The organism is Culicoidibacter larvae, from assembly GCF_005771635.1.
Classification (GTDB): Bacteria; Bacillota_I; Bacilli_A; order Culicoidibacterales; family Culicoidibacteraceae; genus Culicoidibacter; species Culicoidibacter larvae.
Genome location: NZ_VBWP01000007.1, coordinates 49,513 through 74,404, shown reverse-complemented (window position 1 = coordinate 74,404; position 24,892 = coordinate 49,513). Strand labels below are relative to the sequence as shown.

Annotated in this window: 10 protein-coding genes and 2 tRNA genes; 9 read left to right on the top strand and 3 right to left on the bottom strand. The window is 41.1% G+C overall.

Going from position 1 to position 24,892, the window contains the following annotated elements:
* The first annotated feature begins 3 nt into the window (after positions 1-3).
* The 5 genes from FEZ08_RS08480 (at position 4) to FEZ08_RS08460 (ending at position 19,551) form a co-directional block, all read left to right on the top strand.
* On the top strand, positions 4-2,166 hold the full coding sequence (locus FEZ08_RS08480) for a LapB repeat-containing protein (RefSeq protein WP_138191347.1): 2,163 nt from the start codon (positions 4-6) through the stop codon (positions 2,164-2,166).
* A gap of 161 nt (positions 2,167-2,327) precedes the next feature.
* Positions 2,328-17,081, top strand: a complete 14,754-nt coding sequence (locus tag FEZ08_RS08475; RefSeq protein ID WP_138191345.1) for a DUF7927 domain-containing protein — start codon at positions 2,328-2,330, stop codon at positions 17,079-17,081.
* A 170-nt stretch (positions 17,082-17,251) separates the two neighbouring features.
* A complete protein-coding gene (locus FEZ08_RS08470) occupies positions 17,252-17,743 on the top strand; it encodes a hypothetical protein (RefSeq protein ID WP_138191343.1) in 492 nt (163 codons plus the stop codon).
* Position 17,744: 1 nt separating this feature from the next.
* Complete coding sequence (locus FEZ08_RS08465; protein WP_138191341.1) at positions 17,745-18,158, top strand: hypothetical protein; 414 nt, start codon at positions 17,745-17,747, stop codon at positions 18,156-18,158.
* 382 nt (positions 18,159-18,540) lie between these two features.
* Positions 18,541-19,551 carry a tagatose 1,6-diphosphate aldolase gene (locus FEZ08_RS08460; RefSeq protein WP_138191339.1) on the top strand — a complete coding sequence of 337 codons (1,011 nt, stop codon included), beginning with the start codon at positions 18,541-18,543 and terminating at the stop codon, positions 19,549-19,551.
* 47 nt (positions 19,552-19,598) lie between these two features.
* On the opposite strand, the gene FEZ08_RS08455 is transcribed toward FEZ08_RS08460, so the two are convergent.
* The 3 genes from FEZ08_RS08455 to FEZ08_RS08445 all read right to left on the bottom strand — a co-directional run bounded on the left by FEZ08_RS08455 (position 19,599) and on the right by FEZ08_RS08445 (position 21,466).
* On the bottom strand, positions 19,599-20,528 hold the full coding sequence (locus FEZ08_RS08455; RefSeq protein WP_138191337.1) for a permease prefix domain 1-containing protein: 930 nt from the start codon (positions 20,526-20,528) through the stop codon (positions 19,599-19,601).
* A gap of 2 nt (positions 20,529-20,530) precedes the next feature.
* Positions 20,531-20,857 carry a PadR family transcriptional regulator gene (locus tag FEZ08_RS08450; protein WP_138191335.1) on the bottom strand — a complete coding sequence of 109 codons (327 nt, stop codon included), beginning with the start codon at positions 20,855-20,857 and terminating at the stop codon, positions 20,531-20,533.
* Positions 20,858-21,040: 183 nt separating this feature from the next.
* Positions 21,041-21,466, bottom strand: a complete 426-nt coding sequence (locus FEZ08_RS08445) for an NUDIX hydrolase (protein ID WP_138191333.1) — start codon at positions 21,464-21,466, stop codon at positions 21,041-21,043.
* Between the two features lie 235 nt (positions 21,467-21,701).
* Between FEZ08_RS08445 and FEZ08_RS08440 the strand changes: the two genes are divergently transcribed.
* The 4 genes from FEZ08_RS08440 to FEZ08_RS08425 all read left to right on the top strand — a co-directional run bounded on the left by FEZ08_RS08440 (position 21,702) and on the right by FEZ08_RS08425 (position 24,869).
* Positions 21,702-22,820 carry an LCP family protein gene (locus tag FEZ08_RS08440; protein ID WP_171015000.1) on the top strand — a complete coding sequence of 373 codons (1,119 nt, stop codon included), beginning with the start codon at positions 21,702-21,704 and terminating at the stop codon, positions 22,818-22,820.
* Between the two features lie 129 nt (positions 22,821-22,949).
* A tRNA-Val gene (locus FEZ08_RS08435) sits at positions 22,950-23,025 on the top strand.
* A gap of 169 nt (positions 23,026-23,194) precedes the next feature.
* Positions 23,195-23,270 (top strand) — tRNA-Thr (locus tag FEZ08_RS08430).
* Positions 23,271-23,384: 114 nt separating this feature from the next.
* Complete coding sequence (locus FEZ08_RS08425) at positions 23,385-24,869, top strand: DUF6585 family protein (RefSeq protein WP_138191328.1); 1,485 nt, start codon at positions 23,385-23,387, stop codon at positions 24,867-24,869.
* Positions 24,870-24,892: the final 23 nt, after the last annotated feature.

Here is a 24,892-nt window from a genome sequence, read left to right as displayed (position 1 = left end):
GTTATGCGCAAAGTAATTCGTTTAGTTATGAGTGTTTTTGTAATACTCAGCGGGGTTTGTTTTGGTGTTGTTGATGTTAGTGCCGCAGATAATACGGCTGATGTTAGTGCAACGAAGCATGCGGTTGTTGAGAATTATGTAACATTACATGAGGCGTTGTTGGATGCTGATGTAAAAGAGATTACTATAATGAATAATATTACCTTGGAGAACGTGGCGCCAATTGTTATGGCGGTGCGTGATTTAGTCATTCACGGAAATGGATTTACTTTGACTGAAGGTAATACTTTACAATCGCGAATTCAAGTTGGCAGCGGTATGCAGTTGACGGTGAACGATTTGGTTGTTCGCGGCCGAAATAGTTATGGTACTTTTGCTGCTTCAACTGGTCTGTTTATGAATGATACGGTCCTCATTTTTAATAACTATCATTATAGCGGACCGCAGATGGTTTATAATCCTGGGGGTACAACGATTTTCCGCGGACAAAACAGCGCGGTCATTCAGCGCCAGGGAGTTGGCGGAATGGTGAGTGATGAGCCGGGTGAAGTTGGTGAAGTCAGTAAGCTTGTTTTTGAAGCCAACAGTGGCCTAGCGGTAGAAAGTGTGAATGCTGGTTCGGTGAAACAGCATTCGGTATTTTGGTTCCGTGGTTTAAACCAGGAATTGAGCATTGGTAAAGGCGCGCAGTTGGATATCAATTATCCGGAAGCATTTGCTTTGTTTTATCAATATGATAAACGACCGCTTCATTTGAGTGAAGGAGCACAAGTTGCGGCGAAGACCGAAGATATTTTATATGGTGGCTATGCGTTTAGTGGAGTTACACTTGAAGCAGATGCACATTTCAAGTTTACTGCAACTAGCAGTTATGGATCACTGCATAGTCTTGGTGATATAGAGCTTGGAATACGTTCCCGATTGCAGGTAGCTGTGGGTGGTAAAAGTGCGCCGCTAACTTTGGCGAACAATGTGCAGATAAATGTTGGCGATGGTGCGCTGCTAAATGTGGCAAGAAATGAAGGAAACGGAATTTTTTCGGAATCGGATAAGCATTATTCAATTGATGTGTCGAAGGCGGCAGATATCACTTCGTTGCAGGATGGAAGCAAATTGTTTTGGCGTAATTTGACGGCGAATATTACGTTTGATAATGGTGACACGGCAGTAGAGTCAACTGATTTAACAATTGATGGTCAGTTGCATTTAGTGACAAGCAGTGACTTTGCGGTACTTAATAAATCAGATGGCAGTGGTCCAATGCAGAGTCAGGAACTTGTTTATGAATTAGGGGTTCAGAAAAGTGAACAGGACTTTTATAATGACTTGGAACTTCCTAAGGATGAACAAGTACTGTTTAGCAGCGATTATGATCTTGATTATGTGCAAGCACTAGGAACATATGCGGTGTTAGTTCGCGTAGATAACCAGTCCGATGCAACAGCCTATTTTGTTGATGTTACTATCCATGTAGTTGATACTACAGCACCGATTATTTCAGTAGATAAGGCAGTAGCTGCTCAAGGGATCACATATTATATGCCGGTAGCCCGTACTGAGGCACAGTTTTTGACCGATATCGTTGCCAAGACTGATGATGGCAGTCCGGTAAATAGTGATTTTGCTACAAAGGTGAATCAACAAACGGTCGGTACTTATAATGTAACATTGACTGCTGTTGACGCGTCGGGAAATACAGCAGCACCGCGGGTGGTGACTGTATTTATTGTTCGTCCCCAAACACCAGTCAGTTATGTGATTGTGGCGAATAGCTTTTCAACGTATTCGTCTGGTTTGACAGGCAAATCAGCGGCGGATGTGAATGCAATGGCTTTGGATGCCAGTAATGCGCGGGTTGTTGAGGTTATCAGCAATACCAGAATTAAAGACGGCTTATGGGCTGAAGTTGACGGTCAGTTTTCCGGGGAGGAAGATGATGTGACAACCTCGCAAGCCTCGGTTGTCACCAATTCGGGCAGCCATGATTATCGCAGCCCGGCTGAGTACGTATATACAGATAATAATGGTGTAGTTGCAGATGCTGCTACTGAATATTCACAGGATAATAGTTTTTTTGCCCCGCAGCGGGTGATGATATATGGTGGGATTGCAGCACTGGTATCGTTAATATTACTAGGTATTTACTTAGTGTTTTTTAGAAAGTAATAATGAAAAATAGGGCAGTCTGTCATACACAAAAGTGACGTAATGTGTAATGGCAATGAAAATAAAGTATTTTAAAGTTTCATGATTTTCTGTTGCTATAATTATGTTTGAACGAGTATGTCGTTTTGTAGAGTTTTTAGAGGTTAGGAGCGAGTTAAATCATGAAAAAGATTGGTAACTTAGCATGGAAATTATTTGCGGTGGCGATTACGCTAGCGTTGATGATTCCGAATAATATTGTGCAGGCAGCTGCGCCGGACAGTGAGCCGGAGGCGGAAACGCAAGCAGTTGCGCTTGGTGCAGGAATGAATTATGATGCCCCGTCATATGGGCAGATTTCTGCAGTTAAATTTGTTGAGGTAGTGAATGGCTATCTTGGCGGAGCAGCAGTAGATTCAAACGGTAGTGTTTGGTCATGGGGGTACAATGCCTATGGACAAACCGGAGTGGACAAGTATGCTGATGGTACAACTGTTGCAATGAATGCTGCAGTGAATGGTTATCTTGGCGGAATGCGTCGGGTTGAATATTTTGTTGATAATAATATTAAGGTTGTATCTGTCCAAGGGAACTATCATAACCGTGTAGCTTTGGATGACCAGGGAAATGTTTATACTTGGGGTCATGGTGGTTATGGACAAATGGGGAATGGCACAACTACACTTAATAATCGACAACCAGTAAAGGTTGCCGGATTACCGAAAATTAAACAGATTTTATCTAGTAATGGTGAAATCATGGGCTTTAATTATGCGATAGATGTTGATGGTAATATTTGGGGTTGGGGTTACAATGCTAACGGACAATTAGGAAATGGCACAACTTCAACTTCGCAAACGACACCGGTAAAATTTAATGTGCCCGCAGGAATTACTTTTGTTGATATGACTGCCGGTGATAATCAATTTCACGCTGTTGATCAAAATGGTGATATTTGGTCTGCCGGGTATCAATATCAAGGGCGTCTTGGAAATGGACGAACAACCGGAAATAGCAGTACACCTGCTAAAATGACCAAGCCAGCCGGTATGGGGAAAATTATTGATATTAGTTCTTCATATGGGATGAACGTCGCGCTTGATGCTGATGGGAAAGTTTGGCAATGGGGTGCAATTTATGGAGTGAGCGGTGGTACTGCTGGAGTAAGTGTTACTTCAACTCCGATTCAACTTGAGATTGATGCGGCTGAGGTAGCTGCTTATGGATATACACCGGTTGCTAAAAGTGTTTGGGCAGGAGAGAGTGTCAGCTATTTCATCGATCAATATGGTCGCTCATGGGCTTGGGGTTCAAATAGATATTTTGCACTTGGACGTGAGGGCGGTTATGAAACTAATAATGATATTATGTTGGCGAAAGCGCAACAGTGGCCAAAAATTATTGGTGATGGGGACACGCAGATTTATGATTCAAGTACAAAGAATCCGGCAGCAGGCTTGCGTCCAAGCGGCCGTGGCGGCTATGGATTTAATGATTTGCATCCAACTATTTATGATGAAAAATATAATGATCCTAAAGAAGATGTTTGGAAGAACCTTGCTTTTAAAGATGTACCATATGTAAAACAAGTTGTTGCCAGTCGTTCAGCATATACTTTGCTGGATGAATATGGAAATATTTACAAATGGGGTAATGATGGTTCTGGTTCAGTTGCGTGGGGCTGGGATTACCAACCGCAATATGACCAAAATGGCGATACTCGCCGGGGATTATATGACCGTTATTTATATGAAGTTATGTATATGCGTGGTGCGCCAACGGTAGATCCGATTACGTTATCATTGGATTATTCGCCACAAAAAGTGTATCTGACCGAAGATAATACAACGCAGAATAAGATTACTGTTGCAGCAAAATTGCCGGCAGCATTTGATGATCCGAATATGAATATTACAATTAGTTCTGAATTGCAAGAGGTTCGTTATGTTGTTGTCCCTTATGATACCAGTAATGCGGACTTCAATATTAATTCAGTTGATTTAACGAAAGCAAAATTTGAGGAATTATATGCAAATTCGGCATATCGTACCGGTAGTCTAGTTGATGCGCCGATTGATGGCGGAGCTAGCGGAAAAACCTGGACCGGAGAAATTGATGTAACTGAAAACAGTCGTGTGTATGTTATGGCTGTAGATCGCGCGTATGGAAAAGTGAGTGAAACTTTCCAGGCGTATACAGCTGATAATTTTTACACACCAACAACGTTGAAACATAATGGTGTTGGTCAGTGGGATGATGGAACGCGTTTATTCGGGCGTGATCTTGGTGAAGGAATAAGTACTTTAGCTGCTAAAGAAGTTGAGTTGTATGCCGCTACGACTGATAATGTTGTAAAATCAAATATTGATGGTGTTTCAACTACTGTTTACGGACTTCCTCTTGATGCCAATGGTGCAGTCATCATCGCCCCTTCAATGGGCTATGATGAGGTCGCTATTAGTAAATATGAAGAATTACCGAATGGTGAACAACCTTACTGGAATTTTAAAACCGGGCAAACCAGTCCGATAACTTATACTTTGAATAATGTTGATTATGTAGCATCAGAAAGCTATGTGCATACGTTCTTTTATGAGCGTAATTTGGAAAATTGGGTAAGTTTGACTTATGATAGTGAGTTACTGTCTACTGGAGATCCAATCGATGGCTTTAGTATGAGTGAAAGTGATTTATTGAAGAAGAACATTGAAATTACTCGTACAGTGCCAACTTTTGAAGATTATACGTTAATTGGTTATAAAGTTGACGGTGGTGCGATGGTACCAATGACTGGTGATACTTTTGTATATACACCAACAGCAGATGCAAATATTACTTTTGTGTATCAAGAGGCTGAACCAGATTTATCAGGAACAAAAATTGTTGTTGATGAAGATGGTGATGATGTAGCAAGTGCCGGTGAAACTTTATCATATACAATCAGTTATACTAATAATGGTGTTGGTAAATCTTACGAAACGGTTATTAGAGATGCTTTGGATGACACTGAGTTTGCTGGCAGCACGATTACTAATGTAAAAGTGAATGGTGTGGCAAATAGTGGCGATATTAAAGCCGGAATTAATGTCGGAACGGTTGCACCTGGTGCAACGGTATCAGTTAGTTTTGATGTGACTTTAGCAAGTCCATTACCAGCCGGTGATGGTATATTGAAAAATATTGCTGTTTCAACGGACCGTGATGGCAATGAAAAAGAAGTTGAAAAAGAAGTTCCAACTGATGCGACACCGGATTTAGTTGGTACAAAATCAGTGGTTGAGCCAAGCGGAGACGGGAAAGCGAATGCTGGCGAAACTTTAGAATATACGATTACATATATCAATAATGGTAACTTGACTGCGAAGGATGTTATTGTTAAGGATACTTTAAGTGACAGCGAATTTGGTGGCAGTACGGTAAGTGATTTGCAAGTAAACGCAGTCCCAAATGCCGGAAACATTAAAGCTGGAATTAACGTTGGTGATTTAGCACCAGGTGCTAGTGTTACCGTTACATTTAAAGTAACATTGGCAAGTCCGTTACCAAATGGCGATGGCCTATTGAAAAATATTGCGACTGCTAATGGTGAAGAGACTGAAACCGAGATTCCAACTGATGCAGCACCAAACTTAGTGGGTAACAAAGATGTTGTTGAGCCAAGCGGTGATGGCAAAGCCAACGCTGGTGAAACATTAAGTTATACAATTACTTATACAAATAATGGTAACTTGGCTGCAAAAGATGTTGTTATTAAAGATACTTTGGCTGATGATGAATTTGCCGGAAGTACAGTTACTAATGTGAAGGTAAACGGCGTGGATAATGCCGGTGATATTAAAGCGGGAATCAATGTTGGTGATTTGGCAGCCGGAGCAAGCGTGAGTGTTACTTTTGATGTAACTCTAGCTAACCCATTACCGGCAGGTGATGGCGTATTAAAAAATATCGCGACCGCCAATGGAACTGAAACTGAAAAAGAAATTCCAACTGATGCAGCACCAAACTTAAGTGGTACTAAAGTTGTTACTGAGCCAAGTGGCGATGGTAAAGCGAATGCCGGCGAGACATTAAGTTATACAATTACATATACTAATAATGGTAACTTGACAGCGAAGGATGTTGAAGTGAAGGATACTTTAGCTGATACTGAATTTGCCGGAAGCACAATTACTAATCTAAAAGTGAATGGCGCAGATAATGCTGGTAATATTAAAACCGGAATCAATGTTGGTGATTTAGCAGCTGGAGCAAGTGTAACGATCACATTTGACGTGACACTTGCGAACCCATTACCAGCTGGCGATGGCGTATTGAAGAATATTGCTACTGCCGGGGGGACTTCTACCGAAACAGAAGTGCCTACTGATGCAGCTCCGATTTTAAACGGAAGCAAAACAGTAACTGAACCAAGCGGTGATGGTAAGGCGAATGCTGGCGAAACATTACAGTATACGATTACTTATACAAATACTGGTAACTTAGCAGCAAGTGATGTTATCGTTCAGGATGCGCTCAATGATACTGAGTTTGTCGGAAGTACGATTACTGATTTAAAAGTAAATGGTGTTACTGCAAGTGGTAATATTAAAACCGGAATCAACGTTGGTGCGATAGAACCTGGCGCGACAATAAGCGTTACTTTCAGCGTAACCCTTGCCAACCCATTGCCTGCCGGAGACGGTGTGTTGAAAAACATTGCAACAGCAAATGGCGAGGAAACTGAGACTGAGATTCCAACTGATGCGGCACCAAATTTAGTTGGTACTAAAAATGTTGTAGAACCAAGTGGTGATGGTAAAGCGAATGCTGGTGAGACCTTGTCTTACACGTTGACGTTTACTAATACCGGAAATCTTGTAGCAAAAGATGTTATTGTTCAAGATGCTTTAGATGATGCTGAATTTGCCGGAAGTACAGTTAAGAACTTGAAAGTCGATGGTTCAGCAGTATGGTTTGGCGATATTAAAGCCGGCGTTAATGTTGGTGATATCGCTGTTGGTGCAACAGTTACAGTTACATTTGATGTAGAGTTAGCTAATCCGCTGCCAAGTGGTGATGGCGTATTGAAAAATATCGCAACTGCTGGCGGTGAAGAAGTTGAAAAAGAAATTCCGACAGATGCTGCTCCTGATTTAGCAGGAACAAAAACAGTTGTTGAACCTAGTGGTGATGGTAAGGCGAATGCCGGAGAAACATTGTCATACACAATTACTTATATCAATAACGGAAACTTACTTGCTAAAGACGTTATTGTTAAGGATACTTTGGCAGATACTGAGTTTGCCGGAAGTGTTGTAAGCAATGTGCAAGTAAATGGTGTTGCCAATAGCGGTAATGTCAAAACTGGAATTAATGTTGGTGATTTGGCAGCCGGAGCAAGCGTAAGTGTTACTTTTGATGTGACATTAGCGAGTCCGTTGCCAGCTGGCGATGGTGTGTTGAGAAATATTGCAACAGCTAACGGAATTGAAACTGAGACTGAAATTCCAACTGATGCAGCACCAAACTTAGCAGGTACTAAAGCTGTTACTGAAGCAAGTGGTGACGGTAAAGCTAATGCCGGAGAAACATTGTCATATACGATTACGTATGTAAACAATGGTAATTTGAAGGCAACTGATGTTATTGTCAAAGATGAATTGAGTGATGACGAGTTTGCCGGTAGTACAGTAAGTAACTTGAAAGTAAATGGCGTAGTGAATGCTGGCGATATTAAAGCTGGAATTCATATTGGTGAGTTGGCTGTTGGGGCAAGTGTAAGTGTTACTTTTGATGTAACCTTAGCTGATCCATTGCCAGCTGGCGATGGTGTGCTGAAAAATATTGCGACTGCCAATGGAACTGAGACTGAAACTGAGATTCCAACTGATGCAGCTCCGGATTTAGTAGGTAACAAAGCTGTAACTGAACCAAGCGGTGACGGCAAAGCAAACGCTGGTGAAACTTTAAGCTACACAATTACTTACACCAATAATGGTAATATCGATGCTGAGAACGTTATTGTTAAAGATGAATTAGCAGACACTGAATTTGCTGGCAGCACAGTTAGCAATTTAGCAGTTGATGGTACAGCAAATGCCGGAGATATTAAAGCCGGAATCAATGTTGGAACAATCGCACCAGGTGCTACTGTAAGTGTCACTTTCGATGTAACCTTAGCTAATCCATTGCCTGCTGGTGATGGTGTATTGAAGAATATTGCAACTGCAAATGGTAATGAAACTGAAACTGAAATTCCTACCGAAGCGGCGCCTCATTTAGTTGGTGCTAAGTCAGTAGCTGATGAAAATAGTGATGGTAAAGCCAATGCTGGTGAAACATTAAGCTACACAATTACTTATGTAAATAATGGTAACTTAAAAGCAACGGATGTCATTGTTAAAGATGCGCTTGCCGATACTGAATTTGCTGGCAGCACAGTTAGCAATTTGAAAGTTAATGGTGTAACCAATAACGGCAATATTAAAACTGGAATTAATGTCGGTGATTTAGCTGTTGGTGCAACTGTAACAGTTACTTTCGATGTGACATTAGCAAGTCCATTACCAGCTGGTGATGGCGTGTTGAAAAATATTGCGACAGCTAATGGTGAAGAAACTGAGACTGAAATTCCAACTGATGCGGCACCGCACTTAGTTGGTACTAAATCAGTGGTTGAACCAAGTGGTGATGGTAAAGCGAATGCTGGCGAAACTTTAAGTTACACAATTACTTATGTGAATAACGGAAACTTAAAAGCAACGGATGTTATGATTGGAGATGCTTTAGATGATACTGAGTTTGCCGGAAGCACTATAACAAACCTGAAAGTCAATGGTGTTGATACTGCCGGAGATATTACGAGCGGTATCAATGTTGGGGAATTAAACCCGGGAGCAAGTGTGAGCGTCACATTTGACGTAACACTTGCCAATCCGCTTCCTGCCGGAGATGGTGTGTTGAAGAACATTGCGACTGCGAATGGTGAGGAAACCGAGACTGAAATTCCAACTGATGCGGCGCCGGATTTAGCTGGTACAAAATCAGTTGTCGAACCAAGTGGCGATGGTAAAGCCAATGCTGGCGAAACGTTGTCATATACGATTACTTATATTAATAATGGTAATTTGACTGCTGAGAATGTAGTCATTCGCGACCTTCTTCGCGATACAGAATTTGCTGGCAGTACGATTACTAATGTGATGGTGAATGGTATTGCTCATAGTGGTGATATTATTGCTGGCATTAATGTTGGTGATTTAGCACCGGGAGCAAGTGTGAGTGTCACATTTGACCTGACGCTTGCGGATCCGTTACCAGCTGGCGATGGTGTATTGAAGAATATTGCTACTGCCGGGGGAACTTCTACCGAAACTGAAGTACCTACAGATGCAGCTCCGTATGTGCAAAATAATAAGTCAGTCGTTGAGCCTAGCGGTGATGGTAAGGCCAATGCCGGTGAAAAATTATCATATACTTTAACTTATACAAATACCGGTAACTTGGTGTCGGGTGAGGTAATCGCTAAAGATACATTATCTGATGATGAGTTTGCTGGTAGCGTTGTTACTAATTTACAAGTAGACGGTGTTAGTGTTGCTGGTGATATTAAAACTGGTATTAACTTAGGTGCACTTGAACCTGGTGATACAGTAACAGTTACCTTCGATGTAACCTTAGCAAATCCGTTACCAGCTGGCGATGGCGTGTTGAAAAATATTGCTACTGGTGGCGATAATGAGCCTGAGATTGAAATTCCGACTGATGCGGCACCGGACTTAGTGGGTACTAAGTCAGTGGTTGAGCCAAGTGGCGACGGTAAAGCCAATGCTGGTGAAACATTAAGTTATACAATTAGTTTTGTTAATAATGGTAGTTTGGCAGCTAAAGATGTTGTTGTTAAAGATGAATTATCTGATACTGAATTTGCTGGTAGCACAGTTACTAACTTAATGGTAGATGGTGTTGCTCATAGTGGTGATATCAAAGCTGGTATTGCGGTTGGCGATTTGGCAGCCGGAGCAACAGTTACGGTTACCTTTGATGTAACGCTTGCCAATCCATTGCCTGCCGGTGATGGGGTGTTAAGCAATATTGCGACTGCTGGCGGAGCAGAAGTTGAGAAAGAAATTCCAACTGATGCGGCACCGGACTTAGTAGGAACTAAGTCGGTGGTTGAGCCAAGCGGCGACGGTAAAGCGAATGCTGGCGAAACCTTGAGCTATACAATTACTTATGTTAATAATGGCAATGTGAAAGCAGAAAATGTAACCGTAAAAGATGCTTTAAGTGATACTGAATTTGCTGGCAGCACTGTTACTAATCTGAAAGTAAACGGCGCAGATAATGCTGGTAATATTAAGACAGGTATTAATGTTGGTGAATTAGCAGCTGGAGCAACTGTAGTAGTTACTTTTGATGTGACGCTTGCTAATCCATTGCCTGCCGGCGATGGCGTGTTGAAAAATATTGCCACTGCCAACGGAAATGAAACCGAAACTGAAATTCCAACTGATGCAGCTCCTGATTTGGCAGGAACCAAAACTGTTGTTGAACCAAGCGGTGACGGTAAAGCCAATGCCGGAGAAACTTTAAGTTATACTATTAACTTTGTCAATAACGGAAACTTAGCAGCAACTGATGTTATTGTTAAAGATGAATTATTAGATACTGAATTTGCTGGCAGCACGATTGCTAATGTAAAAGTAAACGGTATTGATAACAGCGGCGATATCAAAACTGGAATTAATGTTGGTACGCTTGCACCGGGTGCAAATGTAATTGTAACTTTTGAAGTTACCTTAGCTGATCCGCTTCCGGCCGGAGACGGAGTATTAAGAAATATTGCAACTGCAAATGGTGAAGACACAACTACTGAGATTCCAACTGATGCAGCACCGAACTTAAGCGGTACGAAAGTAGTGGTTGAACCAAGCGGTGATGGTAAAGCGAATGCTGGTGAGACCTTAAGCTATACAATTACTTATACAAATGATGGAAACTTAACTGCGAAAGACGTCATTGTTAAAGATACATTGAGTGATACTGAATTTGTTGGTAGCACAATTACGAACTTAAAAGTTGACGGTGTGGCAAACGCTGGCGATATTACCCTAGGTATCAACACTGGTGATTTAGCTGCCGGAGCAACAGTAACAGTCACTTTCGATGTAACCTTAGCAAGTCCGCTTCCTGCTGGTGATGGCGTATTGAAAAATATCGCCACTGCTAATGGTGAAGAGACCGAAACTGAGATTCCAACTGATGCGGCACCAAACTTAACCGGTACTAAATCGGTAGTTGAACCAAGCGGTGACGGTAAAGCCAATGCTGGTGAGACTTTAAGCTACACGATAACCTACACGAATAATGGTAATTTAAAAGCAACAGATGTTATTGTTCAAGATGCGCTTGCGGATGATGAATTTGCTGGCAGCACGGTTACCAATTTGAAAGTAAACGGCGTTGATACTGCCGGAGATATTCAAAGCGGAATCAATGTTGGTGAGTTAATCCCTGGAGCAAGTGTAACGATCACCTTTGACGTGACACTTGCCGACCCATTACCTGCCGGAGACGGAGTGTTGAATAACATTGCAACAGCTAATGGCGAAGAGATTGAAACAGAAATTCCAACTGATGGTGCACCTGAATTGAGTGGTGCTAAGACAGTTGTAGAACCAAGTGGTGATGGCAAAGCAAATGCCGGCGAAACGTTAGCATATACAATTACTTATACCAACGCAGGTAACTTGAAAGCTGAAAATGTTGTCGTTAAAGATGCTTTAGCTGATAGTGAATTTGCTGGTAGTACGGTTGCTAATGTAAAAGTAAATGGTGTTGCTAACGCTGGTAATATTAAAACCGGAATTAACGTTGGTGAATTGGAACCAGGTGCAACCGTTACCGTTACTTTTGACGTAACGCTTGCTAATCCGTTACCAGCTGGTGATGGCGTATTGAAAAATATTGCTACGGCAAACGGTAATGAAACCGAAACTGAGATTCCTACCGATGCAGCACCGGTTCTTACTGGTACTAAATCAGTAGTTGAACCAAGTGGTGATGGCAAAGCAAATGCTGGTGAAACGCTAAGCTATACAATTACTTATACAAATAGCGGTAACTTAAAAGCAGAAAACTTTACTATAAGCGATGCTCTAGATGATTCTGAGTTTGCTGGTAGTACAGTGAGCAACTTGAAAGTGGATGGTGTTGCCAATGCTGGTGACATTAAAACCGGAATTGTGATTGCAGAATTAGCGCCAAGTGCGGTTGTAACGATTACTTTTGATGTAACCCTTGCTAATCCGCTTCCTGCTGGCGATGGCGTATTGAAAAATATTGCTACTGCCGGGGACGGAACTGAAACTGAAAAAGAAATTCCTACTGATTCAACGCCAGATTTAGTTGGTACTAAAGATGTTGTTGAGCCAAGCGGCGATGGCAAAGCGGGCGCCGGGGAAACTTTAAGCTACACAATCACATATACAAATAACGGCGGCGTTAAAGCAGAAAATGTTGTTATTAAGGATGAATTGGCTGATACTGAATTTGCTGGCAGCACGATTGCTAACTTAAAAGTTGATGGTGTGGATAGTAATGGAAGTATTCAATCAGGAATTAATATTGGTGAGCTCGCGCCAGGAGCAAGTGTAACGATCACCTTTGACGTGACACTTGCGGACCCGCTTCCAAATGGCGATGGCGTATTGAAGAATATTGCTACTGCCGGAGACGGAACTGAAACCGAAAAAGAAATTCCTACTGATGCAGCTCCTTATGTGCAAAATACTAAGTCGGTTGTAGAACCAAGTGGTGATGGTAAAGCGAACGCCGGAGAAACTTTGACATACACATTGACTTATACGAATACCGGAAACTTGAAATCAGCAGAAGTTATTGCTAAAGATGCTTTAACTGATACTGAATTTGCCGGAAGTACAGTGACTAATTTACAAGTAGATGGTGTTGCTCATAGTGGTGATATCAAAGCGGGAATTAGTATTGGTGAATTAGCACCGGGAACAAGCGTAGTGGTTACTTTTGATGTAACCCTTGCCAATCCGCTTCCTGCCGGCGATGGCGTGTTGAAAAACATTGCAACCGGTGGTGATAATGAGCCGGAAATTGAAATTCCAACTGATGCGGCACCAAACTTAGTTGGTAGTAAGTCGGTAGTTGAGCCAAGTGGTGATGGCAAAGCAAATGCCGGCGAAACCCTTGCATATACAATTACATATACAAACAATGGCAACCTAGCTGCTCAAGATGTAGTAGTGAAAGATGAGTTGGCTGATACTGAATTTGCCGGAAGTACAATTACTAACTTGCTTGTTGATGGTGTTGCCAATAGTGGTAATATCAAAACAGGAATCAATGTTGGTGATTTAGCGGCAGGTGCAACAGTAACAGTTACCTTCGATGTAACTTTAGCGAATCCGTTGCCGGCTGGTGATGGCGTATTGAAAAATATCGCAACTGCTGGTGATAAAGAAACTGAAACTGAGATTCCAACTGACGCAGCACCAATTTTAAGTGGTACTAAAGCGGTCGTTGAACCGAGTGGTGACGGCAAAGCAAATGCCGGAGAAACCCTCGAATACACAATCACTTATACCAATACCGGAAACTTGGTTGCTAAAGATGTTGTTATTAAAGATGAATTAGCTGATACTGAGTTTGCCGGCAGCAGCGTTGGTAATTTGCAAGTTGATGGAATTCCGAACAGCGGTGACATCAAAGCGGGAATTAACGTTGGTGACTTAAACCCTGGAGCAAGCGTAAGCGTAGTGTTCTACGTTACTCTTGCCGACCCGCTTCCTGCTGGGAACGGAATGTTGAAAAACATTGCGACTGCCGGTGATGGAACTGAGACGGAAACCCAAATTCCAACTGATGCCGCACCGAAATTAGATGGTACTAAAGCAGTTGTTGAACCGAGTGGTGATGGCAAAGCCAACGCTGGTGAAACATTATCATACACAATTACTTACACTAACAACGGTAGCTTAAAAGCTGAAGATGTTATTGTTAAAGATGAATTGGCTGATACCGAGTTTGCTGGCAGCGTAGTTTCAAACTTAATGGTAGATGGTGCAGCTCATGCTGGTGATATTAAAGCCGGAATCAATGTTGGTGAGTTAGCGCCGGGAGCAACGGTAACAGTTACCTTTGATGTTACCTTGGCAAATCCATTACCTGCTGGTGATGGCGTATTGAAAAATATTGCCACGGCAAACGGTAATGAAACCGAAACTGAGATTCCAACTGATGCCGCACCAAACTTAGTTGGTACTAAAGATGTTGTGGAACCAAGTGGCGATGGTAAAGCCAATGCCGGTGAAACATTATCGTATACAATTACTTATACGAATACGGGTGCTTTAAAAGCAGAAAATGTTGTTGTTAAGGATGAACTTAATGATACCGAGTTTGCTGGCAGCACAGTAACTAACTTGAAAGTTGATGGCGTAGCGAATAACAGTGATATTAAAGCCGGAATCAATGTTGGTGAACTCGCGCCAGGAGCAAGTGTAACGATCACCTTTGACGTGACACTTGCGAGCCCGCTTCCAAATGGTGATGGCGTATTGAAGAATATTGCTACTGCCGGAGACGGAACTGAAACCGAAAAAGAAATTCCTACTGATGCAGCACCGAACTTAGTTGGTACTAAGTCAGTTGTGGAACCAAGCGGTGATGGCAAGGCGAATGCTGGCGAAACATTATCATATACAGTTACATATACGAATAACGGAAACCTTGCGGCAACTGATGTTGTGATTACTGATGCTTTAAGTGATACTGAATTTGCTGGCAGCACAGTAACTAACTTGAAAGTTGATGGTGTTGATCATGCCGGTGATATTACTGCCGGAATTCATGTCGGTACAATTGAACCGGGTGTAGCTGTTGTGGTTACCTTCGATGTTGTACTCGCTAATCCGCTTCCTGCCGGTGATGGGGTATTGAAAAATATCGCAACTGGCGGTGGCAACGAGCCAGAGGTTGAAATTCCAACTGATGGAGCACCAAACCTAGTCGGTACTAAAGATGTTGTGGAGCCAAGCGGTGATGGTAAGGCGAACGCTGGTGAAACATTATCATACACAATTACCTACACCAATGAAGGTAATGTTAAAGCAACGAATGTAACTATTAAAGATGAGTTGTCAGATACAGAATTTGCCGGCAGCATAGTGAGCAACTTGATGATTAATGGTGCAGCAAACAGCGGCAGCATTAAAGCTGGTTTAGTAATTGCCGAAATTGCTGTTGGCGAAACAGTGACAGTTACTTTCGATGTTACCTTGGCAAATCCACTACCGGCTGGTGATGGCGTATTGAAAAATATTGCTACTGCTGGAGACGGAACTGAAACCGAAAAAGAAATCCCAACAGATGCAGCACCAATTTTAGTTGGTACTAAAGATGTTGTTGACGCTAATGGCAACGGTGTAGCTGATGCCGGGGAAACATTAACTTATACAATTACGTATAGAAATAATGGAAACCTTGCGGCAACTGATGTTATCATTCAAGATGAATTGGCAGATGATGAGTTTGCCGGCAGCACAGTTACCGACTTAGTTGTCAATGGTGCTACCCATAGTGGTGACATTACTGCGGGAATTAATGTTGGTACGGTTGAAGCCGGAGCAGAAGTTATTGTAACCTTCAATGTTACCTTAAGTGATCCATTACCAAATGGCGATGGCATTCTTAGAAACATTGCAACTGCAAACGGTGAAGAAACTGAAAAAGAAATTCCAACTGATGCTGCACCGCGTCTTGCTGGAACCAAAACAGTAGTTGAACCAAGTGGTGATGGCGTAGCGAATGCCGGCGAAACCCTTGAGTATACCATTACCTTTACTAATGAAGGCAACAAAGATGCTGAAAATGTTATTGTTAAAGATGAGTTAACCGATACTGAATTTAGCGGCAGCACAATCAGTGATCTTCAAGTAAATGGTACTGCTGATACCGGTGATATAAAAGCCGGGATAAATGTCGGAACTCTCGCGCCGGGCGCAAGTGTTACCGTAAGTTTTAAAGTAACTTTGGCAGATACGCTCGCTGTTGGTGACTACGTACTGACTAATATTGCGACGGCAAATGGATTTGAAGCTGAAACTGAAATTCCAATTGAGCGACCAATAACTTCTAAAGGACCGGAATATACTGGTAAAAAAGAAGTGAGCGAACCAAGTGGTGATGGCAAAGCGAGTGCCGGCGAAACGTTGACATATACAATTACCTACAAAAATATTGGCGATACTGCCGGTAGTGATATTATCATTAAAGATGAGTTGGCTGATACTGAATTTGCCGGTAGCACAATTACTAATCTGCAAGTAAATGGCGTAGCATTTGCCGGTGATATTAAAGCTGGAATTACTATTGCCAGCCTTGATGTAGATGAAGAAGTTGTAGTAACCTTTGATGTTACTTTGGCAACGCCGCTTCCTGCCGGAGACGGAACACTGAAAAATATCGCCACTGTTAATGATGGTGGTGGTACCGAAGTAGAATTACCGGTGCAATACCAAGTATTCTACGATGGTAATGGTCATACTGCCGGAGAAGCACCAACTGATGCGCACTTGTATGACTGTGATGCACTAGTAACCATCTTAGGCAAACACACGCTTGAAAAAGATGGATATATCTTTGTAGGGTGGTCAATGACGCCAAGTCAAAATACCCGTGCAATTATTTATAATGAAAATGATAACTTTACGATTACTAGCGATACCACGCTATATGCAGTTTGGGCACCAGTGGAAATACCGATTGATCCGGTAGATCCAGTTACTCCGGAACCGGAATTACCGATTACCGGAAGCAGCGACACCGCATTAATTATTGGTGTGCCAATGATACTCTTAGCACTTGGCCTTATTATCTATAAAAAATCAAACCCCCGATTGAATAATAATAAGGAAAAGTAGTATAAAATGCAGCGAAAAAGCAACTAAAATATAGTTGCTTTTTCGCCGCTCTATAAAGTCCTTTTTGCCTATTCATAATCTTCACATTTTTCATCAGATTAACAATTGTTTTTACATTGGTTATTTGCTATTATTAAGGAAATATAAGAAAAAGTTAGGGGTAACCAGACATGCAAACATTTAAAAGAACACCAATGAACATGGTGAAAAATTTATTCTACGGAATTCTCGGACCGATTGCTCTGGCAATCATAGCTTATATTGTGCTTTCAATCTTCTTTCCGAAAATTGGCAGTAACAACATGGCGCTATTGGCAATCGCAGCAATTGCGCTGTTAATCATGGTATACTTCATTTATGATGCGATTATTGGCAAGAATATTCGCATTGAAATTGATAACGCAGAATTACGCTATTACAAACGCAATCACCTAAAAGGAACTTATAAATTAGCTGATTATTCTTTTGGATACCGTACCGTATCACAAGGTTCAACAACCGATACAATCAATTTAAGAATGATAAATTTACAAACCGGAGAAGAAACCGTTTTGGATTGCGAAGCCTTAGGTCCAACTCAATTCCATAGAATGTTCTCTTTATTAGAAACTCATGAATCGGCAAGTACTGAAGTATTTGATGCCGATGTGAAGGAAGTATAACATGGAATATTATTTTATTATATATGGTATTGTTATGGTCGGCGTGGTTATAGTAGGTATTGGTTTTGCAATACACAATCGTAATAAAAAACAAAAGTTGAAAACCGAAACACCTTTAGCTGTTGAAGTATTAGACGGTAAAGGTGTTACTATTCACACGATTGATGACCGGGAACCGCAGAATGTAGTTACACGCAATGGTGGCTATGTATATATACTTCCAAGCGGCACCTATGTCTTCGAAGTATCGCATCAATACAGCAGAGCCGGAGTTATGACCCGTGGCAGCGAAACTATAACTACAAAGAAGCAGAAACTTCGTACACAATTAGACTATGGCTATGTATACAAAATTAATTATAATATAGAAGAACGCCGATTCTTTTTTGAGAAGAAAGCAAAAGCAGACAAGTAACACTTGTCTGCTTTTTACATAAAAAATGAACTAAAATTATATACTCGTTTTTGCTGGCAAACAACCAATATGCTTTATTAAATTTTATATCACTTTTTTAGAACATATTAGTTGTAAAAAATCACATTTAGATTTATATTTTTATCGTGGATGAATAACACAATTTAACAAATAAGGAGGATGGAAGTAGAAAAAGACGTTTTGCCTACAAGCGATACGACTAAATGAAAAGCAAGAATGAACACCTATTCCCGTAAGTTTTTATTCAAATGCTGAAAAAGGCGGTCCGGCTCGGACCGCCTTTTTCTTTGAGCCTTATCCTTTACACCACCTAAAAACAACGATACAATTAAAACAAGAGATAGCATAGGAGGATACTAAAATGATTACCATGACTAAAGGAAAATTTGCCGGTTTGCAACGATTATCAGATGATAACGGCGTTATTGCCGCACTTGCTATTGACCAACGTGGTTCAATGGTGAAAATGATCAGCAAAGCAAAAGGCCACGAGGCGAGTGTTGAAGAAGTAGAATATTTTAAAACCGCGGTGTCACGCGAACTGACGCCATATGCGTCAGCAATTTTATTGGACTTACAATATGGCACCCCGGCAATTGCCGCTCGCCATGAACAAACCGGATTGCTGCTTTCTTATCAGAAAACCGGCTATGATGTTGAAACCCCGGGGCGCTTACCGGACTTAATTGATGATCTTTCAGCACTGCGCATTAAAGAGCATCATGGCGACGCAGTTAAAATATTAATTTATTATGATCCATATGAACCACAAGATATCCTGGAATTAAAACATGCCTGGATTGAACGAATTGGTGCTGAATGTAAAGCGGTTGATATTCCATTCTTCTTAGAACCAATCACTTATGATCACCAAATGGATGACATGTCAGGCATTGAATATGCGCAAAAAAAACCGCAATATGTCAATGCGGCTATTGAAGAGTTTTCTAAACCACGTTACGGTGTAGATGTTTTAAAACTGGAAGTGCCAATTAACATCAAATACGTTGAAGGCTATGCCGAAGGTGAATTTGCCTACACCAAAGAAGAAGCCATTAAACACTTCCACGCGGCAGCTGACTTAGCTAAACTACCATTTATCTACCTCAGCGCTGGCGTCACTGCTGAGCAGTTCCGCGACACCATCACTCTGGCGACCGAAGCCGGCACACCATTCTCAGGTGTGCTCTGTGGCCGCGCGACTTGGCAAAACGGCGTTGCCGCCTACGGCTTAAGCGATGCCGCACTGGATACTTGGTTGAAAAAAGAAGGTACCTACAACATTACTGCCCTTAATGAGCTGTTGGCAAAAGGCGCAGTTCCATGGTGGACAATTTATGGCGGCCTGGAAAATATTGAGGTTATCGGATAAAGGAAAAAAGGCCGCGAGCTAAGCTCGCGGCCTTTTAAATTTCACCCCTAAGAGCGAATGGTATGATTTAAAATTTGTACCACCGCAGTTGTTCCGATAGCAGCAATCGGGAACACAATCCAGGCAATATACCAAAGATTGAAGGCCAAACCAAGAACTAAGAACAACATTGCAGCAAGTGGCATTGTTATCCCGAAGAGCCAGCCAAATCTTGCTTCACGCTCAGCCTCTTCGCGCATCTCTTTATCCTGCAACAACTTTTTATAAGCTGAATCGCCAATCCCGGCAGTAATAAAGAAATATACACCAATAATTATTGTAGTAAACAATGGTAACGTTGAGAGATTATCAGCAACTGGATAAATTGTTGTAAAGAAAACTGTGAGTGCTACACCTAAAATAATAATAGTTGTGCCGATTGTAATTGCCGCTTGCAAATAAGTTCGGAACTTTTCACTAAGTTCAGTTACCCAAACAATATCATCACCAGTTAAGCGAAACTCGAAGCGATCAATTTTTTTGTAACGTCCCGACTGCATACCGAAGAAAATGAAAAGGGCAACCGCACAAGCCAGCAATAAGAAAAAGCAAAGCGCAGCCATATTTTCGAACCAAGTTGATGTTGAAAAAATCATTATCATAATCCCGAGCAAAATCAGAGCCACACCGAGGCTCAGCATTTTACCGAATAGTTTTTGAAACTTAATATATCCGGCCACTTCGTCATGTGTTAAGTAATCGTAAGCAACGGTATCATCTTGCTCATCAAGAATACCATATTCCTTTTTCAATTCGTCAATATTACCGAACTGGCTGATTACCATACCAACAGCTTCATTTTCGCTTTTACCCTCAGCAAGTAAAGCCTGATACTTGTTTTCCATTGTATCCAGAATATTTGATTTCAAATCAACCATAGCTTTGGTTCTAGGAAAATCCTTAAACATAACCTCTACATAATTTTGAATCGTTTCCATATTTATACCTCCAAAGTAAACTTATTAATAACCTCTTTTGTTAATTCCCACTCATGACATTTTTCCTGATAGTAATTCCGCCCGGTCGGGGTAATCCGATAATATGTTCGCGCCCGACCATTCGTTTCACTGCCGGAATAGGACATTATATAACCATTTTTTTCTAAACGTGCAAACGCAGAGTAAAGTGTCGTCTCCTTGATAATATATTTACCGTCAGATTCATCTTCAACTCGCTTGCTGATCTCATAACCATACGAATCTTCATGGGCCAAGATTGCCAGAATAATCGTATCATTATATCCGCGCATCACATCACTGCTAATCAAAATATTCACTCCTCTCAGCACTTTACTACGACTGCCGTAGTAATTCTAAAACTAGTATACTACAATTACTACGACAGGTAAAGTAATTTTGTAAAAAAATAAAAAAACAAGCTATTTTCACTGAAATAGCTTGTTTAAAAATAGTTTGAAACAGGTAAATCTACAATAATAGTAGACTAATAATTAAAACCCATGCTCAGAAAAAGAGCCTTTAGGCAAGGCGTTAAGCACCTCGTGAACATAATCAATAGTGTTGAGCGGTAATTTATTTCGTTCAAACCACAAAAGATTACTGCACTTCTCTGGCTCACAGTTGTGTGCCTTACCGACATAACTGCCGGCAGTAAAGTATAAATCAATATATGTCCGGTCTGAAGACTGCCGATGCATAGTAAACACTTGCTGCAATTCTTCCGGCACTAACTCAATGCCAATTTCCTCACGTGCTTCGCGTATCATTGCCGCACTTGCAGACTCGCCATGTTCCACATGCCCGGCAGGCAACGACCAATTGCCATCCTCGTGGCCGGTATTGTCGCGTTGCAACAACAAAATCCGCCCATCCTCAATCAAAATCAAAAAAACAGCCAAATAAATATTGCGATCCATAACTTCAAATCCTTTCCAACATAGTATAGCATTATTTATAAATGAAGAAAGTACAATTTGACTAAATACATATATATAGAAAATTTTTAGGGGGAGAAAGTCAGAAAAGTAGCGAGCACCGCGGCTCGCTGCTTTTCCAAAAATTCATCAAAAACAAACGATTTTGCCATCAAATTTGGAATGTGGTAAAATGATTAAGTTAGCGTAAAAAATGAAGGATGTGAGTATTAATTCCATGGCTAAAAATAATATGAGTCGCAGAAACCGAAAGTCAAACCAATATGAAGATCATGATGATTTGAATGTTGCTTTCTATTTGGATGAATTAGATGATGACGAACTCGATGAATTAGAAGATGAAATTTATGAGTCGCGCGGACGACGCTCACGCAAATCCGGAAAACGCAAAGAAAACCGTACTCATAACAGCAAGCAATATGTTGAACCTAAGAAAAAGAAGAAGCGCCGTTTCTTTCGTATGCGTAATATTGTAGCAGCAGCGCTGGCAATTTTGTTATTGACCCAGTTGCCGGCAATCATCGGCTTATTTTCTGCTTTTGAGTGGCGTACCTTCTCAACTGCTTCGAATATTCCTAATACTAAAGGTATTTTGATTCTCGGTCTTGATGATAATAACAACAGTCATGCGGATATTAATTCAGCATACACTGATTCAATCACTTATGTTGGGGCAAACTTTAAAGATAAAAAAGCATACGCATTACCGATTTATCGTGATGCTTACATACCGGTTACTTGTACCGGCGGGCAGGAAAACATCAACCGTATATATATGCAAAACGGTATCGACTGCCTGGCGGAAAGCACGTCGGCATTCCTCGGGTTGCCAGTGGATTATTATGCACTGATTACTATGGATGGACTTATTGATATTGTTAATGCTTTAGGTGGCGTGGACATTGTACCAACCGGTACCTTCTGCAGTGATTATGGTAAGGATGACCAAAATTATTGTTTTACTGCTGGTGAGGAAATGCGTATGAGCGGTCCGCAAGCACTGGCTTATATTCGCTATCGCGGGGCATCTAATGGTGAGAACCGTGCCAATCGCCAGCTAGAATTAATTATGGCACTTAAGAATGAATGTATGGATAATGTTGCCAAGTGTTATGTTCGGGCGGTTCCGTCTTTAAGCGGTGCAGTAAAAACGAACATTCCTTTAACCGAGATATTTAACATTGCTGATATCTTCAGCGACAAGTTTGATATGGAGCGTTTAGATGTTATTCAAGGACAGAACGCTTTAACTGAAGGTGGCTGGCGTGAATTCGTTGATGAAGCCGATCGGGCTGAGAAAACAAACATTATTCGTAACGAAATTTTTCATGAATAGGCAAAACCGCAACTCCATGGAGTTGCGGTTTTGTTATTTTTCACAATAAAGATTAAAAAACAATAAAAATAGCATTTTTATATTGCTTCACTTTTGGCTTTCTGATATAATAAATCTTGTCGACAAAGCGGAGGATTAGCTCAGCTGGGAGAGCATCTGCCTTACAAGCAGAGGGTCGGCGGTTCGAGCCCGTCATCCTCCACCATTTTTATTTTATGGCTGTGTTGACATAATATAATAAGCTGAGTTTTGATAGTTATAATAAGTATCAGAATAATAGACGCAGAAGAATTATTCAAGTTCGCGGAAAGATAAGCGCCGACTGATGAGACGCAGACTTGACAATGAAATTGGATAATTGTTCAAGTATATTTGCCGGCTTAGCTCAACTGGTAGAGCAACTGACTTGTAATCAGTAGGTTGAGGGTTCAAGTCCTTTAGCCGGCACCATTCAGAAACTACAGGCACCTTTAAGGTGTCTTTTTTGTTATATAAATAATATTGAAAGACTGGGCGTTTATTGATACAATATAGGAAGAATATTACAATTGGAAGAGGTGCGCAATGGCTGAGGATAAAAAAGCAGCTGATACAAAAGAGTCAGTTGCTAAAACTGAATCAACTGCAAAAGAAACGGTAGAAAATAAAGAAAGCAAAAAAACGTCGACAAGTACAAAAAAAACAACTAAGAAAACAACAACGAAGAAGCCGGCGCAGAAGAAAGCAACCAAGTCTGATGCTACTAAAAAAGCTAAAGCACCGGGTAAAGCCGCTACAAAAAAAACAAAAGCGGATGAACCAGAAAAAGTTGTTGATATAACTGAAAAGACGGATGAACAAGTAACCGATGCAAAAGGTGTTGTGACTACCACTGAAGCAGCGGAAACTAAGCCAGCGGCTAAGGAAGCAGTAGGGACATCAGCAAAAGCTGAAGTGAAAGAAAGTTCGGCTGAACAGAAGCAAACAACCGATGAGATAGAACCGTCTGCAGTAGCAGTGTTCTTTGCAACTACCGGTAAAAAAGCCAAAGAACTGGCGGCGACTACAAGTAACAAAACTAAAGAATTGGCTGCAAATGCTAAGAATAAATATAAACAATTCCAAGATGAACGTGCTGCCAAGAAAGCAGCAGAAGCCCAAACTACCGGCAACACTGTTGAAAAGCCAGTGACTGAGGCGAAAGCTGTGACAGAAGCAGAAAAGAAAAAAGAGGATAAAACAGATAAACCAGTAAATGAAAAAGTTTCTTTGAAAAAAGCAACAGCAATGGAGGACACTGGCATGGGCAAGGTGGATAGCAAAATTACCCTGGATGAAAAAGACCCGATTATTGTTCGCAGTAATTATTTTCTCTATGCCATTCGCATTGTGATTTTAGTAATCGTCCTGTATTTTGTGGCTATTGCGTTGTCGTTCTTCCCACAAGATTTGCTGGCAGCAGCTGAAGAGAAAATGCCATCGTATTATGGACTTGCAATGATGGCTCACAATCTGGTTATGTTTGCAATTGTATTAGTCATTATATCGCAAATTGTTGCTATGTTTAATACAATTAAAGTATATAAAAATCATATTGTTATTAAGAAATACTTCTTTTGGGAACGTCACTTCAATATTAAAGAAGTACAAGATATTCGTTGGATTAAACGCGTTTATTACGCTGGATTCTTAATCCCGATTCGTAACTACTATGAAGTGGTTATTATTAACCAAGATAAAAAATACCATCTTCTGGGAATGCGCTACGTAGGCTTACAAAATGCCCTTTCAGCATTTGATGATGCTTGGCTTGAATATAAAATGACTCGTGCACTCAATAAAATTGCTGATAACAAACAACTTAGTTTTGCAGATGCACTAACGGTTACTGAGCGTGGTATCAACTGCGAAGGTACATTGATACTCTGGAGCGAAGTAGCCCGGGTTGAAGTCGTAAAAAGTGAAGTCCTCGTTGAAGTAAAAAATCAAAACATTATCTATCGCAATTTTATTGATAAAGTACGGGACGTTTCATTACTAATTATGTTAGCAGATTACTTTACCGCATAGCGAAAAAAATAACCCCATCCGGC